Source organism: Nocardia sp. NPDC051750, from assembly GCF_044453135.1.
Classification (GTDB): Bacteria; Actinomycetota; Actinomycetes; order Mycobacteriales; family Mycobacteriaceae; genus Nocardia.
In genome coordinates this window covers 181345-197754 of sequence record NZ_JBITCK010000002.1, presented here as the reverse complement: position 1 = coordinate 197754, position 16410 = coordinate 181345, and the positions used below count along the sequence as shown (strand labels likewise).

General features: G+C 68.7%; 7 protein-coding genes and 1 tRNA gene. 6 read left to right on the top strand and 2 right to left on the bottom strand.

The window, feature by feature from the left end; all coding sequences use genetic code 11:
* Window position 1 precedes the first annotated feature (1 nt).
* Complete coding sequence (locus tag ACIA75_RS08200) at window positions 2-9343, bottom strand: fatty acid synthase subunit beta domain-containing protein (RefSeq protein WP_397101391.1); 9342 nt, start codon at window positions 9341-9343, stop codon at window positions 2-4.
* A 388-nt stretch (window positions 9344-9731) separates the two neighbouring features.
* Here ACIA75_RS08200 and ACIA75_RS08195 point away from each other — a divergent pair.
* Window positions 9732-9816: transfer RNA gene (locus ACIA75_RS08195), tRNA-Leu, on the top strand.
* Window positions 9817-10199: 383 nt separating this feature from the next.
* Here the strand turns inward: ACIA75_RS08195 and ACIA75_RS08190 are convergent.
* Entirely contained in the window at window positions 10200-10598 is a 399-nt protein-coding gene (locus tag ACIA75_RS08190; protein ID WP_397101388.1) for an ArsR/SmtB family transcription factor, read from the bottom strand.
* A gap of 46 nt (window positions 10599-10644) precedes the next feature.
* Between ACIA75_RS08190 and ACIA75_RS08185 the strand changes: the two genes are divergently transcribed.
* The 5 genes from ACIA75_RS08185 to ACIA75_RS08165 all read left to right on the top strand — a co-directional run bounded on the left by ACIA75_RS08185 (window position 10645) and on the right by ACIA75_RS08165 (window position 16341).
* Window positions 10645-12018 (top strand): MFS transporter, encoded by a 1374-nt coding sequence (locus tag ACIA75_RS08185; RefSeq protein WP_397101386.1) that lies wholly within the window; start codon window positions 10645-10647, stop codon window positions 12016-12018.
* A gap of 711 nt (window positions 12019-12729) precedes the next feature.
* Window positions 12730-12936, top strand: coding sequence for a heavy-metal-associated domain-containing protein (locus ACIA75_RS08180; protein WP_397101384.1), 207 nt, complete (start codon window positions 12730-12732; stop codon window positions 12934-12936).
* A 438-nt stretch (window positions 12937-13374) separates the two neighbouring features.
* The gene (locus ACIA75_RS08175; RefSeq protein ID WP_397101382.1) at window positions 13375-13746 is read left to right on the top strand and encodes a hypothetical protein; all 372 of its coding nucleotides are present in this window, start codon (window positions 13375-13377) and stop codon (window positions 13744-13746) included.
* Window positions 13747-13852: 106 nt separating this feature from the next.
* The gene (locus ACIA75_RS08170) at window positions 13853-14968 is read left to right on the top strand and encodes a PLP-dependent cysteine synthase family protein (RefSeq protein ID WP_397101380.1); all 1116 of its coding nucleotides are present in this window, start codon (window positions 13853-13855) and stop codon (window positions 14966-14968) included.
* A gap of 47 nt (window positions 14969-15015) precedes the next feature.
* Window positions 15016-16341: an MFS transporter gene (locus ACIA75_RS08165; RefSeq protein ID WP_397103407.1), complete on the top strand. Its 1326-nt coding sequence runs from the start codon at window positions 15016-15018 to the stop codon at window positions 16339-16341.
* The last annotated feature ends 69 nt before the right edge of the window (window positions 16342-16410 follow it).

The window sequence follows — 16410 nt, the reverse complement described above, 5'->3', positions numbered from 1 at the left end:
CCTACGGCGTGCCGGCCGCGGCGGCATCCGAACCGCCACCGATGAACTGCCCGGTCTCGCAACCGGCTCCGTCCACCTGGTAGACGCCGTCGGCACCCAGCCGCGCACTCTCGGACAGCAGCACCTCGGCTTCCAGGCCGCGGACCTGCGCGGCCGGGGTGCCGTCGCCGCCGAGCCGCCGGTCGCCCGGCCGCTCGTAGAGCGCGGCGCCGCCGCACATCGCCTCGACGATGCGCTGCCGGCCGGCCAGCTGCCGTTCCTGCGCCCGCCGCTGGTAGTCGTCGCGCCGGCCCGGTTCGATCGCCTGGACGAACGCCTCGGGATGCACCACCGCGAGCAGGCCGGAGACGTGGCCGAAGCCGAGCGAGGTCACCAGGCCCGCCTTGAGCGGGAACCGGTCGCCGAAGCGCAGCGCCTCACGCAACCACACCAGATGCGGGTACTCACGCATCTTGTCGTCCACGCAGTCGAGACTCCGGTTGGGCGGCACCACACCGTTTTCCAGCACCTGGCACAGGCCGATCAGCTGGAAGGCCGCCGCGCCACCCTTGGCGTGCCCGGTGAGGCTCTTCTGCGAGACGACGAACAGCGGCGCACCGTCGGAGCGGCCGATGGCCGCGGCCAGCCGCTCGTGCAGTTCGGACTCGTTCGGATCGTTGGCCGCGGTGGAGGTGTCGTGCTTGGAGATCACCGCGATATCGTCCGGTCCGACACCGAGTTTGCGCAGTTCCGCGGCGAACCGGGATTCCCGGCCGCCCCGGCCCGCGCCCAGCGCGCCGAGTCCGGGCGCCGGGATCGAGGTGTGCACGCCGTCGGCGTAGGACTGCGCGTAGGCCACCACACCGAGCACCGGAAGTCCGAGTTCGAGCGCGATATCACCGCGGGCCAGCAGCACGGTGCCACCGCCCTGGGATTCGACGAACCCGCCGCGCCGGCGGTCGTTGGCCCGGGAGAAGTAGCGGTCGCTGATTCCCTTGGCGCTCATGGCCGCCGAGTCCGCGGTCGCGGACATATCGCCGAAGCCGACGATGCCCTCGATCCCCAGATCGTCGAAACCGCCGGCCACGACGACCTCGGCCTTGCCGAGTTTGATCTTGTCGACGCCTTCCTCCACGGAGACCGCGGCGGTGGCACAGGCAGCGACCGGATGCACCATCGCGCCGTAGCTACCGACATAGGACTGCACCACATGCGCGAGCGCCACATTCGGCAGGGCTTCCTGCAGGATGTCGTTCGGCCGCGGTTCGCCGAGCAGGTTGTCGATGTAGAGCGAACGCATCGACGACATCCCACCCATACCCGTGCCCTGGGTGTTGGCCACCAGGCTCGGGTGCACCCAGCTCATCAGCTCGGTGGGGCTGAAGCCGGAACCGACGAACGCGTCGACGGTGCAGGCGATATTCCACAGCGCGACCCGGTCGATCGAGGACGCCATATCGGCGGAGATACCCCAGACGGTGGGATCCCAGCCGGTCGGGATCTGGCCGCCGACGGTACGCGACAGTTTCGCGCGCCGCGGCACCCGGATCTCGGTGCCGGCCTTACGGGTCACCGTCCAGTCGCCGGAATCGGCGATCGGGGTGATGACCGTATGCTCCGGATCCGCCGCGTGGAAGGCCCGGGCCTCGGCTTCGCCGCCGACGGTGAACGACAGGTCCTGGTCCAGGAAGACCGAGGTCATCAGCGGGCTGCTGTTGTCGACCATGGCCGCGTCGTCCGCGTAGCGCCGGATACCGCAGCGTTCCACCACGGTGTCGTGATAGCGCTCGGCCAGTTCGGATTCGGGGACGTAGTCGCCGGATTCGGCGTCGTACCAGCCCGGTTTCGGATCGTTCTCCCAGGTCACCAGGCCGGTGGTCCAGGCGAGTTCCAGGACGCCCGCGGCCGAGAGTTCATCGGCGACCTCCATTTCGAACCGGGTCCGCGCGGAACCGTAGGGTCCGAGCTCACCGGCACCGACGATGACCACCATATCGGCGAGATCGGCAGTCACCGTGCCCCATTCGGGCACCGGCAGCGCCGAGGACAGGGTCGGCGGGGCGGGCAGCGCGGCGATCCGCGGTGTGGTCGGCTCGGCGGCCGGTTCGGACGCTTCGGCGTCCGCGGCCTCCTGTGCCTGCTTCGCCAACTCCGGCAGATCGAGTTTCGCCTCGGCCAGCCCGCCGGTGAGGTCGATCTGCTGCGGGCCGGAAGCGGTCACCGCACGGGCCCGCTCGGTCGCCCATTTCAGCAGTTCACCGGCGATCTCATCGGTGGACCAGGTCTGCACGCCGGCCGCCTCCACGGCGTCCACCATGGGGTCGTTGTGCCCCATCAGCCCGGTGCCGCGGACCCAGCCGATCAGCGCGTGCACCAGGGTGACCCGGGCCGACCACGACTTCTCGGCCCGCCATTTGGCAACCACGGCATCCAGCGCGGCCTTGGCCTCGCCGTAGGCGCCGTCACCGCCGAACAGGCCGCGGTTGGGCGAACCGGGCAGCACCACATGCAGTTTCGCGTCGACATCGTGATCGGCGCCCAGCTTCGACAGCCCGCCGATCAGCCGCTCGACCGACCACAGCAGTACCCGCATCTCCATTTCGGCGCGCGCGCCGGCGTCGGAGAGGTCACCGGCCACCCGCGGCGCCGCGAAGGGCAGCAGCAGGGTGGGCGTGAACGCGTCCTTGGTCTTGATCTTGGCGCCACCGGCATTGTCGACCTGCTCGGTGCCGATCCAATCGATCAGCGCGTCGATATCGGTGTAGGAGGCCATATTCGCCGGGACCACCCACAGCGCGGCACCCTGGCGGGCATTCGCGCGGTAGAGCTCGCGGTAGAAACCGAGCCGGGAATCGTCCAGCCGTGAGGTGGTGACGACCACGGTCGCGCCACCGGACAGCAACTGCCCGGCCGCCGCCGCGGCGATGGACCCCTTGCTGGCGCCGGTCACCACGGCGATCTCACCGGTCCATTCGCCCGCGTCCGCGCTGTCCCGCGCGGCCGTGGCGATCCGTTCGTAATGTCCGGCCAGGACCGAACGCGCCTCGTGCACGGCCCGCTGCCGCCACCAGTCGGCCTGCGCGGCAACGGCTTCTCCGGCACCGGCGAAACCGGCCACCGTCAGCTGCGCCGCGTCGGCGTCGTCGCCCAGCCACAACCGGGCCAGATCCTCACGCGCGGTGGCCCACCGGTCATCGATGAGCACCGCCTTGCGAGCATCGAAGGCCGGCGCGACCAGCCGCGGCCAGTCCGACCCCAGCTCCGCCGAGACCAGATCGACCAGGCTGTCCTCGGTGGCCTCCGGCGCGGAGACCTCCTCGTTCAGTCCGAGCTGTTCCAGCACCAGGCGCGCGGCCGAGGCCAGCACACCGTCCTTGCCGGTGATCTGCTCGGTGAACTCACCGAGAGCCGCGGCGTCCACCGTGCCGCCGCCGGAACCACCGGCGCTGGGCAGCGATACCGAGACACCGCGCCGCGCGGCCACGGCCTGCACGGCCGCGTCGACGGCGGCATCCACGGAGGCGCCGTCGGTGAGCGCGCCGGAGACCAGCCCGCCCAGGTCGCCGCCGCGCACGCTGGCACCTTCCCGGGTGCCGAGCGATACCTCGGCGGTGATGTGGCTGGCCCAGCCGTCACCGAGTTCCCAGACCTTCTTCACCCGTTCGGCGATCGCGGCGGGCCGCTTCCCGGACGGGCCGAACACCTTACGGAGGTGGTCGTTGATCGCGTCGCTGAGCACCGAGCCGAACGGCTTGTACGTGCGGGCCAGGCGTTCCACAGTGGCCGAGAGCGCGCCCATATCCGCATCGGCGGCACCGTCGATCGCGCCCAGCGACAGTTCCGATCCGAGGTCGACCAGCAGCTGGTTACGGCGCGAGGACACACCGTCGCACAGGCCCTCGATGGTGTCGACGGGACCGATCTGATCGATGCGGAGTTTGGTCCACAAGGCGATCAGGACCCTGGTCGCGTCCGCGGCGGTGAAGGCGATATCGTCCGGCCGCGGTCCGCCGGTGGCCGCCGGGGCGGCAGCAGGTGCGGCGGCCGGGGCCGCGGCCGCGGCGGGTGCCTCGGTGACTTCTTCGGCCGGTTCCTCGACGGGCGCCGGATCGGTATCGGTCGAGTAGACGACCGCCGCCTCACGCTCGATATTGAGGACTTCCACTGTGGCGGTGGCGAAATCGGGCAGTTTGAGCGTCTGGCTCGCCAGGTTCGCCACGGTCGGCGTAGCACCCAGCCCGACCTCCACGAACCGCTCCACATCGAGATCGCCGAACAGCAGATCCTGGGTTTCGATCCACCGCACCGGGCTGGCGAACTGCCAGGCCAGCAGCTCGATCAGCACGACCCGGCACAGTTCGCTCGGCCGCTGCGACCAGGAGTCGAAATCGGCGAGCACGGCGGCCAGCGGTTCGGACGGCACCAAGTCGGCGATTTCGGCGATGAACGCCCGATCCAGCGAGAACAGCCGGGGCACCAGGTTCGGGATATAGCGTCCGACCAGCACCTCCGGACGCAGTTCCTCCGGCAGCAGCTGTTCGAGCTTGCCGCGGAACTCCGGCACCCCCTTGCGCAGCACGGTCGAATGGAACGGCACATCGATACCGGGAACCAGGATGAAGGCGCGCTTACCGCCGAATTCCTCGCGGCGCCGGTCGATCTCGGTCTCCAGCGCCTCCAGCCCGGCGACCGTACCCGCGATCGCGTACTGCGCACCGCGCAGATTCAGGTTCACCACCTCGAGGAATTCCCCGGCCTGCGCACCGATGCCCGCGACGAAGTCGATCACCTCGTCGTCCGGCAGTCCGATCTGCGACGGACGGATGGCGGCCATCCGGTAATCGCTGCGGCCCTGCGCATCCCGCGGCACCAGTTCGTGCATGGCCGAGCCGCGCTGGAACACGACCTCGAGCACCGCCTCGAGCGGCAGCACACCCGCAACGGCGGCAAGGGCGTTGTACTCCCCCACCGAATGCCCGGCCAGCAGCGAACCCTCCACGAACGCACCGGCTTCACGCAGCTCGGCCACCTGGGCGACACCGAGGGTCGCCATGGCGACCTGGGTGAACTGGGTCAGGTGCAGCACACCGTCCGGGTGGCGGTGCTCGACACCGCGGGCCTTCAGATAGGTCGGGTTGTCCCGCACCACGGCCAGGATCGAGAAGCCGAGAGCCTCCCGGGTGTGCTTGTCGGCGCGGTCCCAGATCGCCTTCGCGGCCTTGGACCGGGTGCGGGCGTCCAGGCCCATCCCCTTGCGCTGAATTCCCTGGCCCGGGAACGCGTAGACGGTCTTCGGCGCGGCGGTGCGGCCCGTGGCCGTCATCACCAGGTCCCCGCCGGCCCGGCAGGACACCTCGATGATCTCGTCCCCGGAGTCGACGGCGACCCGCTCGACCCGCACATCGATTTCCGCGCCCGGGCGCACCATGCCGAGGAACCGCGTGGTCCACGCGGTCAGCGTGCGCGCCGGGACCGAGGCCTGCGGGTCCACCGCCGATACCGCGTGCTGCGCGGCCGCGGACAGCCACATACCGTGCACGATCGGGCTGCCCAGCCCGGCGAGTTTCGCCGCCGCGTCACTGGTGTGGATCGGGTTGTGGTCCCCGGAGACGGAGGCGAACGCCGCCATACTGCGCGGCGCGACCATCGCGACATCCCGGCGGCGGCGCCGCGGGGTCTCGGTGGCGTCCGCGCTCACGGTGCCCGCGGCCCGCGGCGGATCGGTCAGTTCGCCCGCGCCGGTGCGGCCGCGGATGGCGAACCGCTCGGCGAGCCGGGCCAGCGGCACCACGTCGAGGCCCTGGTCACGCATCTCGCCGACGGTGACCTCCACCTCGACCACCCGGCCGAGATCGGTGTCGACCACGGTGCCGGATTCCGCCCGCACCACGAGAATGCTGGTGACATCGGGCAGTTCGCGCAGCAACTCGATCCGATGGTCCAGATGCACCAGGTCGAGCATGCCTTCGATCACGCTGGTATCGGCGCCGGTCCGCGCCGCGCCCAGCACCGCGAACACCGCCGGCCAGCACGCACCCACCAGCACGTCCGGCACCGTGCGGCCCAGGGTACTCAGATTCGCCGGCAGTCCGGCCCCGGTGACCCCGGCGTGGTCGGCGATCAGATCCGGCGTCCAGGCCAGATTGACGTGCGCGACAGAGTTTTTCACCTCCGGCAGCGTCTGCCCGGCGGCGACGCCGAGCAGCGCCGACATGGCGATATCGGCGTCGGCTTCGGTCACCACCGGCGCGCCACCGTTGTACACGGACACCGGCACGGTGATTCGGATCCGGACGCTGTGCCCGGCGTACAGCGGAACGGCGAGTTCCACGTAGGAGTGTTCAGGCTCGGGGCCTTCGGTCTCGACGAGCGTGGCCCCGGTCGGCGGATGTACCGCACCCTTTTCGTCCACGGTCCACTCGTGCAGATCGCCCAGCCGGTGCACCGGATTGACCGTCGCCCGGCCCGACCAGTTCACATCGGGCGCGGCCAGCACCACATCGATCGGCCCGCTGGTCACCGCGGCGACCCGGCGCGCGTCGACCGCTGCCGGGACGACACCGTCGCGCACCAGCGCGTAGGCGGCGTCCTGCTCGAACCGGTCCAGCAGTTCCCCGACGGGCTCGTCGACCCGGGTGATGCCGGCGACCGACACGGTGCCCGGGATCACGCACACCTGATCGGCCGAGTACCGCGGATCGTGGGCCTGCCACAGCGAATCCGAGCGCCACCAGCGCCGCACATCCTGGTCCACCACCGGCACGAAGTTCACCGGCTTACCCGGCGTCTTGCACAGGGTGACGAAGAACGGGACATCGGCCGGGTGCAGCAGGGTCTGCTCGGCCGCCGGGTACTGCTCGCGCAACGCGGCCAGCGCCGCGGCGGGGTTCTCCAGGTCCTCGTCGCGGAACAGCGAATCGATCTCGCCGCGATCGGCGGGCGCGAGGCGGGCCTCGGCCCGGCGCAGCATCTCGGCGAAACGCTCCCGCCAGCTGCTGTCCAGCCAGACCGAGCGGGTCGAATCGGCGATCGCCTCACCCAGATCGGTTCCGCAATCGAAGTCCGCCCGGCCCGCCTGCCCGACCGCGAGCTCCACATAGCGCTGCAGCCAGGCGAGGTAGGTCATGGCCGCCACATCACCGAAATACGGTTTGGCGGTGGCGTTCAGGGCGCCGATGATCTCGTCGCGCCGCTGCGCGACCGCCTCCGCGTCACCCGCGACCTCGTCCAGCAGCCGGCCGGTCCGCGACGCCGCGTTGTCGATCTCGTGGATATCGGCCCCGAGCTGGCTACGGCCCGAGGCCATACCGCCACTGGCGGTTCCGGCGCCCACCCAGTCCGGGGTTCCCGGGGTGTCGACCAGCAGCTGCTTCACCTCGGGGGCGGTGGTCGCCTCCAGAGCCGCCATCGCCGCGGTTCCCACCAGTACACCGTCCAACGGCATGGCCGGATATCCGTGCGCCGCCGACCAGGCCCCGGTCAGGTATTCGGTGGCCCGCTCCGGGGTCCCGATCCCGCCGCCGACGCAGACCACGACGTTCCCGTGGGTGCGCAGTTCGGCATAGGTTTCGAGCAGGAGATCGTCCAGGTCCTCCCAGGAGTGGTGCCCACCGGCCTTACCGCCCTCGATATGCATGATCACCGGGTAGTCCGGCACCGCATCGGCGATCCGCAGCACCGCGCGGATCTGCGCCACCGTGCCCGGTTTGAAGGCGACGTGGCTGATACCCACCTCGGTCAGTTCCTCGATCAGCGCGACGGCTTCCTCGAGCTCCGGAATACCGGCGGTGACGATCACACCGTCGAACGGAGCGCCCGCCGCGCGTGCCTTCTGAACCAGCCGCTTACCGCCCAGCTGCAGCTTCCACAGGTAGGGGTCGAGGAACAGCGAATTGAACTGCACCTGCCGGCCCGGGTGCAGCAGTTCCTTCAGCTCGTCGACCCGGTCGGCGAAGATCTGCTCGGTCACCTGACCGCCACCGGCCAGTTCCGCCCAGTGCCCGGCATTGGCGGCCGCGGCGACGATCTTCGCGTCCACCGTGGTCGGGGTCATTCCCGCCAGCAGGACCGGCGAACGTCCGGTGAGCCGGGTGAACGCGGTCTCGACCACGATCCGCCCGTTCGGCAGCCGCACCGGCCGCGGCGCGAAGGCCGACCACGGTAGCGCCACCTCCGGCGCCGCGCCCGGAGTCAGCAGGCCGCGCTGTCCGGCGCGGGTCGCCGCCGCGACGATTCCCACGCCGCGGCCCTTGAGAGAACCACCGGTCACCCGGGTCAGAAGGTCGCCGGGGCCGAGGTCGAGGATCCATTCCGCGCCCGCGGCCACCATTTCGTCCACGGTCCCGACCCAGTCGACCGGCTCGACCAGGATGTCGCGCGCCATCCGGCCCGCCAGTTCGGTATCGAGCCCGCACTGCGTGGCCCATCCCGACACCAGATCGACGGTGTCGCCCAGCGCCGGATGGTGGAACGCCACATCCACGTCCAGGTCCTCGAACACCGGCGCGAACACCGCACCGCCCCGCTGCTTGGCGGCCCGTTCGCGGTCCTGTTCGGCGTGCAGCTGTTCGCATCGCTGCTGCACCCGCAGCAGCGCATCCGGGGTACCGGACAGCACCACCCGACGCCGGCCGTTGCGGATCGACAGCACGGCGGCGGCCGCCGGGTCGGTATCCGCGAAGACCTCGGCGAGCACGGCGCGCAGCTGGTCGGGGTCGATATTCGACACCGCGACCATCGACGAACGGTCACCCACCGGCATCAACCCGCGCCGGCGCGCGACCAGCCCGGCCGCCGCGCCGACCAGCTGAGCGATCGCCAGCATTTCCGCATCGCGCTGCCCACAGGTCGCCACTGCCGTCGCGGCCAGCAGCCCCTGCGAATGCCCCACGACCGCGACCGGCGCGAACTCCGCCGGGTCCAGTCCCTGTAACCGCAGTGCGCGCAGCGCGGCGAGCTGGGTCAGCAGCACACCCGGCATCGACACCGCTGCCGAGCGCAGTACGCGCTCCGACGGCGCGTCCGCGATCTCGGCGTCGTCTTCGGCGAGATCGTCCTCCAGCATCCACGCCACGGGGTCGAAGCCCATCGGGCGCACCGTCAGCAGTTGATCGGCCACCGGACCCAGCAGCGCGGCCGCCTCGTTGACCAGCGCGGTCAGTTCCGGCTCCAGCGCGGCGTCGCGGGCGATCTCGGACAGTTCGCCCAGCCAGCTGGCGCCCTGCCCGCCGAAGGCCAAGGCGTAGGGGGTTCCGGCTCGCAACCGGTCCAGCAGCGGCGTGCGATTCGTCTCGGAGACAGTCCGGCCCGAGGTCGCGTTCTCCCGGAATCCGGGACCGGACGCAGTGCTCTCGTTAATCGTCAAGACGCTTCGACTTTCTCTCGTGGCGACATGTCTGCGGAGACTTCCCCGGCTCCCGGCCCGCGCATGGACATTCCACGCTCACCGGCCTGATAACGGCGAGAATGGCACAAAATCATGAGGAAATCCTCACGTTTGCCCCCGACCAGGGCGCTTACCCACCGGTATTCATGTACTCACGTACCAGAATCCTCCGAAACATGACCCTCCCTCATGTTTGAACCCGCAGGTGAGGACAACTCCTTACCGCGACGAAACATGAGCACTCCTCATATTGGGAGTTATGAAATCGTTATAATCCCAGGTGGGGTTACCGGCCAGTACGAAACCCCGGCCCACGTCTTCGCGATCTCGCCGCGGCCCGGTAGAGTTTGGACGGTCGTACCATCCAGCGCGAGTGGCGAAATTGGCAGACGCGCCAGATTTAGGTTCTGGTGTCCACGGACGTGGGGGTTCAAGTCCCCCCTCGCGCACCACTCCGGCACGAATTTCCGTCATTTATGACAGGAATCCGTGCTCGAGGCCCTCTACACGCCCTCTCCGCACGTTTTCCTGTCACAGATGACGGCTCCGCATGTTAGAGACACTCCTCTTCCACGCCGTGCCGCGCGCGAGCGCCCGTTCCCCGTACAACGCGCCTCAGGAGCGCGCGACCAGCAAACTTCCACAGTGGCCCCACAGCCGGCCCGACTGTGTAGACGGCCACGCCCAGGCCTTTGGCGCCGCCTCATCACGAGCGCCGCTTCCCCGGCGGCTCCCGATCAGCGGATCACGCCCGGACCGACCACGCGAGCAGCAACTCGCGACACACACGGCCACCGACGTGCACGCCTGACCGGTGGCACGCATTCCCACACCGTCAGCCGGCGTTCTCCCCGTCGATGTGATGGCTGGTCGAAGGCACTTCGGCTCCCCGGCGATGATGGGCCGGCGAATCCGGACCGGCATGTTCGGCGTTGTGGACTGCGTCGGTGATCAGTTGCCGGACATGGTCGTTTTCCAGGCTGTAGAAGACGGTGGTTCCGGCGCGGCGAGTGCGGACGAGGTGAGCAAGGCGCAGTTTCGCCAGGTGCTGGGAGACCGAGGCAGCGGGTTTTCCGACGTACTCGGCAAGTTCGTTGACCGATAGCTCGGCATCGGCCAGGGCCCACAGCACTTGGACGCGTGTGGCGTCGGCGAGCATCCGGAAGACGTCGACCGCCAAGTTCAGTTCGTGGTCGGGAATAGGCGTCCGTACCTTCCGGTTATCTGCATACATACGTAGATATTAAGCTACGCAGAAGCTGGGGAGAAAGGCCCGCACGATGTTTGCCTCGTTGTTCTCCCACCGCGACTACCTCCGACTGTTCACCGCCCAGGTCTCGGCCCTGTTCGGTACGGGTCTGACCACTGTCGCCTTGGGTCTGCTGGCTTATGAACTCGCCGGCGCGGACGCGGCCGCGGTGCTCGGTACCGCGTTGACGATCAAGATGCTGGTATACGTGACGGTCGCGCCGATCGTGGCCGCCTACGCCGACCAGTTCCCGCGCAGGCTGTTTCTGGTCGCTCTGAATGTGGTCCGGGCCGGGGTTGTGCTGGCGTTGCCGTTCATCGATCAGGTGTGGCAGATCTATGTGCTGATCGCGGTCCTGCAGACCGCTTCGGCTGCGTTCACCCCGACCTACCAAGCTGTTATCCCCGATATCCTGCCGGATGAGCGGGATTACACCAGGGCGTTGTCGGCCGCTCAGCTTGCCGCGACGATGGAGACGTTGCTGAGTCCGATGTTGGCCGCGGCGGCGCTGGCGGTGATCAGTTTCCACTGGTTGTTTGTGGGCACCGCGATCGGGTTCGTGGTCTCGGCGCTGCTGGTGGTCACGACTCGCATCCCGGATACGGGCGCCGGCTCTGCCGGGAGCAGTTTCAGGGAACGGATCACGGTGGGTATGCGGATTTTCGCCGCGACGCCGCGGTTGCGGGGGTTGCTCGGGTTGAATCTGGTGGTCGCGGCCGCGGGTTCGGTGATCATGGTCAACACAGTCAACTACGTTCGCGACACTCTCGGTGGAACGCAGTCCGGGGTGGCGATGCTGCTGGCCGCGAATGGGTTCGGCACCATGCTCGTCGCGCCGGCGCTGCCCCGGGTCCTCGAACGCCTCGGTGCGCGGCCGGTGATGATGGCCGGTGCGGTCACCCTGCTCGCCGGGCTGGGGTCGGCTATCGCACTGTCGGCCGCAGGTGGGGGTGAATGGCGCTGGGGCGCCGCGGTCGCGGTGTGGGCGGTCGTCGGGGTGGGCACGGCGGCGGTACTGACTCCGACGGGGCAGGTGCTGCGGCGGTCGTCGCAGCCCGCGGACCGGCCGGCGTTGTTCGCCGCGCAGTTCTCGCTATCGCACCTGGCGTGGCTGCTGACCTACCCGCTCACCGGATGGTTGAGTACCGCAGCCGGCTTCACCATGACCTGGTCGGTGCTGGCCGTGCTCGCCGGCGCCGGGATCACGGTGGCGCTGCGGATGTGGCCGCGTAACGACCCGGCGGAACTGACCCACCTGCACGAAGTCGGCACCATCGACCCGGCCCGGGTGGGCGACGCGGTCCGCGTGGACGAACGCCACTTCCTGCACACCCACGTGTTCGTCATCGATGCCGAGCACCCGCACTGGCCCCGAACGGAGCGGCCGACCGCGCTGGCCGCCTGAGGTGTCCTTTTCGCCCCAAGGCCGCCGCACGGAGACGCGGCCGCTTACGATCCACCTCGATCTTCACCGCAGTTCATGGCTGCCGTCGCGCAGCGCGGCCATCGACGCCGAAGCAGGCGGCGGTGCGTTGAACTATTTCATGCCGGAGATTCGGCTCACGGAGAATATTTCAGCTCCGTGACCGCCGGATCTGTCCGCTACATCATGGACATAGGCATTCCTGGGAACATGCCGTTCCACCAGTTCCGCGCCATGTTCATCATCTGCATGCACATTTCCATCATCGGTGCCACCTCCTATCACCACTTGCGCGTGGGGCCATGGACGTACCCCCATCCGGCGCGTCCATGCACGTGGGCTTGCACCTTTCCGTGGCCATTCCATGGCCACGGACTACACAAAGCGATGCCGAGCCGCCACCCGGGGGCCGCCCCTGGTGGTCCACCCCCACCCCATGCAAGTCCGGCACGCCTCGCGATCCAGTGTTCTCGCGGTGTCCGCCCATGTACGCCACGCCCGCTGTGAGCACGGGAGGCATTTTGCATGCGGCTCGCCCGGTCTCCGAGTCACGACCGGACCTCGATCGTCTCAGCGACTCCACTCGCTACATATACCCCGTACGGGTATAGTGAGGTGGAATTGTTCCTCCCGCGGCCCGGCGATCACGAGTACGGATGGGCACGCGGACTCCCCGGATCGACAGGAAACGATATGAGTACTTCGACCATCACCGTTGCGGGAATGACCTGCGGCGGTTGCGCTTCCAAAGTCCGGACCCAGCTCGGCGTCCTCGACGGGGTCACCGGCGTCGACGCGGATCCGGCTACCGGCCGGGTCACCGTCGAATCAGCTCGGGAGGTCGACCCCGAGACCATCGCGAACGCTGTGGAAGCCGCCGGTTACCGAGTGATCACCTGACTTCGCGGAACGCATAAGGTCCGTGACCCGGAGCTGGTGCAGCGGTACGCCGGCTGATTCATCTTCGGTCGGCGCGCCGAGCCGGCGCCGGACGCCGGGACACCCTTCCCACGGTCGGCGCCATCGGTGGCCCTGGGCGCAGGAAGGCGAGGCAGGATGGGTCTGGCGAGTAGGTTGTTTCGCGACCGTTGCAGTGTTGCTTCGCCGATGCGGCCTTCGCCGCGAGAACAATGGGTGACGAGAGGAGGTGGCGCAGGTGACCAGGACGTTCGAATACACCGATATCCAGCGTGAACGCTCAGGCGGCGTTCGAGACCGCGTGGCCGGCGCACCATCTCCGGAGACCGCAGCGCTATCACTCGGCCGCCGGCGCCCGGACCCGAGTGGTCCGCGGTGAATATTTCCGCTCGCCTGCGGCGCGCATCGGTGGGACTGCTGATGGCGGTGCTGCTCGTTGCCCCGCTGATCGACTGCACCCTGCACCGGCAAGACGAGCACACACATCCCGCCGCGGGGGCAGCCGTTCAGGTCGCCCTCGCCTCGCACAGCCATTCCCCGCACGCGATGAGCGGGGGGCTCACCGACCACTGTGATCAGCACATGATCCATTGCATCGAGAAGGCGTTGCTGCCCTCCGGCGGCGCGACGATTTCGCCATTGCTGTGGCTGGTGCTGCTCGCCGCGACCGCCGTGGGCGGCATCGCCCTGATTTTCACCGCCGCTCGTGGGATCCGCGGTCCTCCCGTCGCCGCACTACCCGTGTCGAACGGGCAAGCCATACTCACGAATTTCTGTATCTCCCGACGCTGATCGGTCAGCGCCAGGCCGCGACTCGGTGTGTCGCCGGCCGGTGTTCGCTGCCTGCTCACCGTCTACACCGCCCTGTGCGGCGGTTCGGATACAGAAAGCGACAATCATGAATAACGTCGTATTCGGCAAACCCGCCGAAGCAGCCGCTGGAGTACTCAGCCCACCAGCTCCGGTACGGGAATCCAGTTCGCTTGTCGGCAATACCCCGGTCCTGTGGGTGGGCGCGCCTTTGGCCCCGGCCGACCGCGGATTCTGGGCGAAGCTCGAGGGCTTCAATCCCGGCGGGATGAAAGATCGCCCCGCCCTGCACATGGTCGAGCGGGCGACGCAACGCGGAGACCTGCCGCGAGGGGCACGCATCATCGAATCCACCAGCGGCACTCTCGGGCTCGGGTTGGCGCTGGCCGGGGCGGTGTACCACCACCCCGTCACAGTCGTCACGGATCCGGGGCTCGAGCCGATCGTGGCACGCATGCTCGCCTCCTACGGCGCCCATGTCGAGTTGGTGACCGAACCCCATCCCAGCGGCGGCTGGCAGCAAGCGCGCCGCGATCGGGTCACCGAACTCATGGCGGCCGAACCCGGGGCATGGTGCCCCGACCAGTACACCAACCCCGATAACGTCGACGGATACGAATCCCTGGGCCTGGAGTTGCAGCAACAGCTCGGTGAGATCGATGTCCTGGTGTGCGCGGTCGGCACCGGTGGCCACTCGGCCGGCGTGGCCCGGGTGCTGCGCCGATTCAATCCGCAGGTGAAGCTGATCGGCGTGGACACGGTGGCCTCCACGATCTTCGGCCAGCCCGCCGGCCCGCGGCTGATGCGCGGACTGGGATCGAGCATCTTCCCCCGCAATGTCGACTATCCCGCCTTCGGTGAAGTGCATTGGGTAGCGCCGGCGGAAGCGGTATGGGCATGCCGGGCGCTGGCCGGCACCCACTATGCGACGGGCGGATGGAGCGTAGGAGCCGTGGCACTGGTCGCCGGATGGGCCGCACGCACTCTGCCGGCGGACACACGAATCGCCGCGGTGTTCCCAGACGGTCCCCAGCGCTACTTCGACACCATCTACAACGACGACTACTGCCGCGAACACGGCCTGCTCGCCACCAGCCCGCCGATCGAACCAGCTGTCATCCCGCACCCGGGCGAACGAGCGGTGAACTCGTGGACCCGCTGCACCACCATCATCGACCCGCACACCGGAAAGGGCGAATCGTGACCGTACTGAAGAGCTTCCACAGCTTCGACCTCGCCGCCCGGTTACTGATGATCAACCAGTTCGGCATCAACCTCGGCTTCTACATGCTGATGCCCTACCTCGCCGGCTACCTCGCCGGACCACTCGGGCTGGCAGCCTGGGCAGTCGGCCTCGTACTCGGCGTACGAAACTTCTCCCAGCAAGGCATGTTCCTCATCGGCGGCACCCTCGCCGACCGGCTCGGCTACAAACCCTTGATCGTCGCGGGCTGCCTCCTGCGCACCGGCGGCTTCGCCCTGCTCGTATTCGCGACCTCACTGCCCGCGCTACTCATCGCCTCCGCCGCAACAGGATTCGCCGGAGCCCTGTTCAACCCCGCCGTACGCGCCTATCTGGCCGCCGACACCGGCGAACGCCGCATCGAAGCCTTCGCGGTCTTCAACATCTTCTACCAAGCCGGCATCCTGGCCGGTCCCCTGGTCGGTCTGGCATTGATGTTTCTCGACTTCCGGGTGACCGCCGCGGCCGCAGCCGTCGTATTCGCGGCCCTGACCATCGCACAGTTGCTGGCCCTCCCCGCCCGCCGCGAGCAGAAGCCCGCCGAACAGACGTCGGTGCTGCAGGACTGGCGCGCGGTAGCGGCCAACCGCCGCTTCCTGCTGTTCTCGCTGACGATGATCGGCTCGTATGTGCTGTCGTTCCAGGTGTACCTGGCCCTGCCCCTCCAGGCCGAATTCCTCGCAGGCGAGCACGCCCAGGTACTGGTCTCGGCGCTGTTCGTCGTCTCCGGTGTCGTCGCCGTAGCCGGGCAGCTGCGGATCACCGGATGGTTCGAGGCGCGCTGGGGAACCGGACGCAGCCTGGCAGTGGGCATGGCGATACTGGCCGCCGCGTTTCTACCGTTACTCGTCGTGCCCGGACCCGGACCATTCGGCGTCACCGCGGCGATCGTCGCGTTGCTCCTGTCGACGGCCGTGCTCGCAGTCGGGACCGCCGCGGTATTCCCGTTCGAAATGGATACCGTCGTCTCGCTCGCGGGCGGAAAACTGGTGGCCACCCACTACGGCTTCTACAACACGATCGTGGGAATCGGAATCCTGGCCGGCAACCTCACCACCGGCGCGGCAGTCGGGGCCGCGCGCGCCGCCGGGGCGGAGTGGGCAGTGTGGGCCGGGCTCGGCCTCATCGGAGCAATAGCGGCCATCGCGCTGCACCGCCTCGACCGATCGCAGCCAGGCGAACAAGCCCTCCGGGGCGAACAGCAAGACGACCCCGCCGCCGGAACCAGCCAGCAGTTCCCCCTCGCCACACAACCGGAGGACACGACTACCCACCGCCGACACGGTGACTTCGACCGCCAGGAACGCGAACCAGCACATCCAACGCGCCGCTGACGCCTCCTTTCACCAGCGGCGACGAGAAACCGAGCGTCATCCGACCACCCCACCGCACTTCCCGACAGG

Excerpts from the sequence above, each read along its gene's own strand:
- ACIA75_RS08190 (WP_397101388.1), bottom strand. The coding sequence starts at position 10,598 with ATGTATGCAGATAACCGGAAGGTACGGACGCCTATTCCCGACCACGAA.
- ACIA75_RS08170 (WP_397101380.1), top strand. The coding sequence starts at position 13,853 with ATGAATAACGTCGTATTCGGCAAACCCGCCGAAGCAGCCGCTGGAGTA.
- ACIA75_RS08165 (WP_397103407.1), top strand. The coding sequence starts at position 15,016 with ATGATCAACCAGTTCGGCATCAACCTCGGCTTCTACATGCTGATGCCC.
- ACIA75_RS08175 (WP_397101382.1), top strand. The coding sequence starts at position 13,375 with ATGGCGGTGCTGCTCGTTGCCCCGCTGATCGACTGCACCCTGCACCGG.
- ACIA75_RS08185 (WP_397101386.1), top strand. The coding sequence starts at position 10,645 with ATGTTTGCCTCGTTGTTCTCCCACCGCGACTACCTCCGACTGTTCACC.
- ACIA75_RS08180 (WP_397101384.1), top strand. The coding sequence starts at position 12,730 with ATGAGTACTTCGACCATCACCGTTGCGGGAATGACCTGCGGCGGTTGC.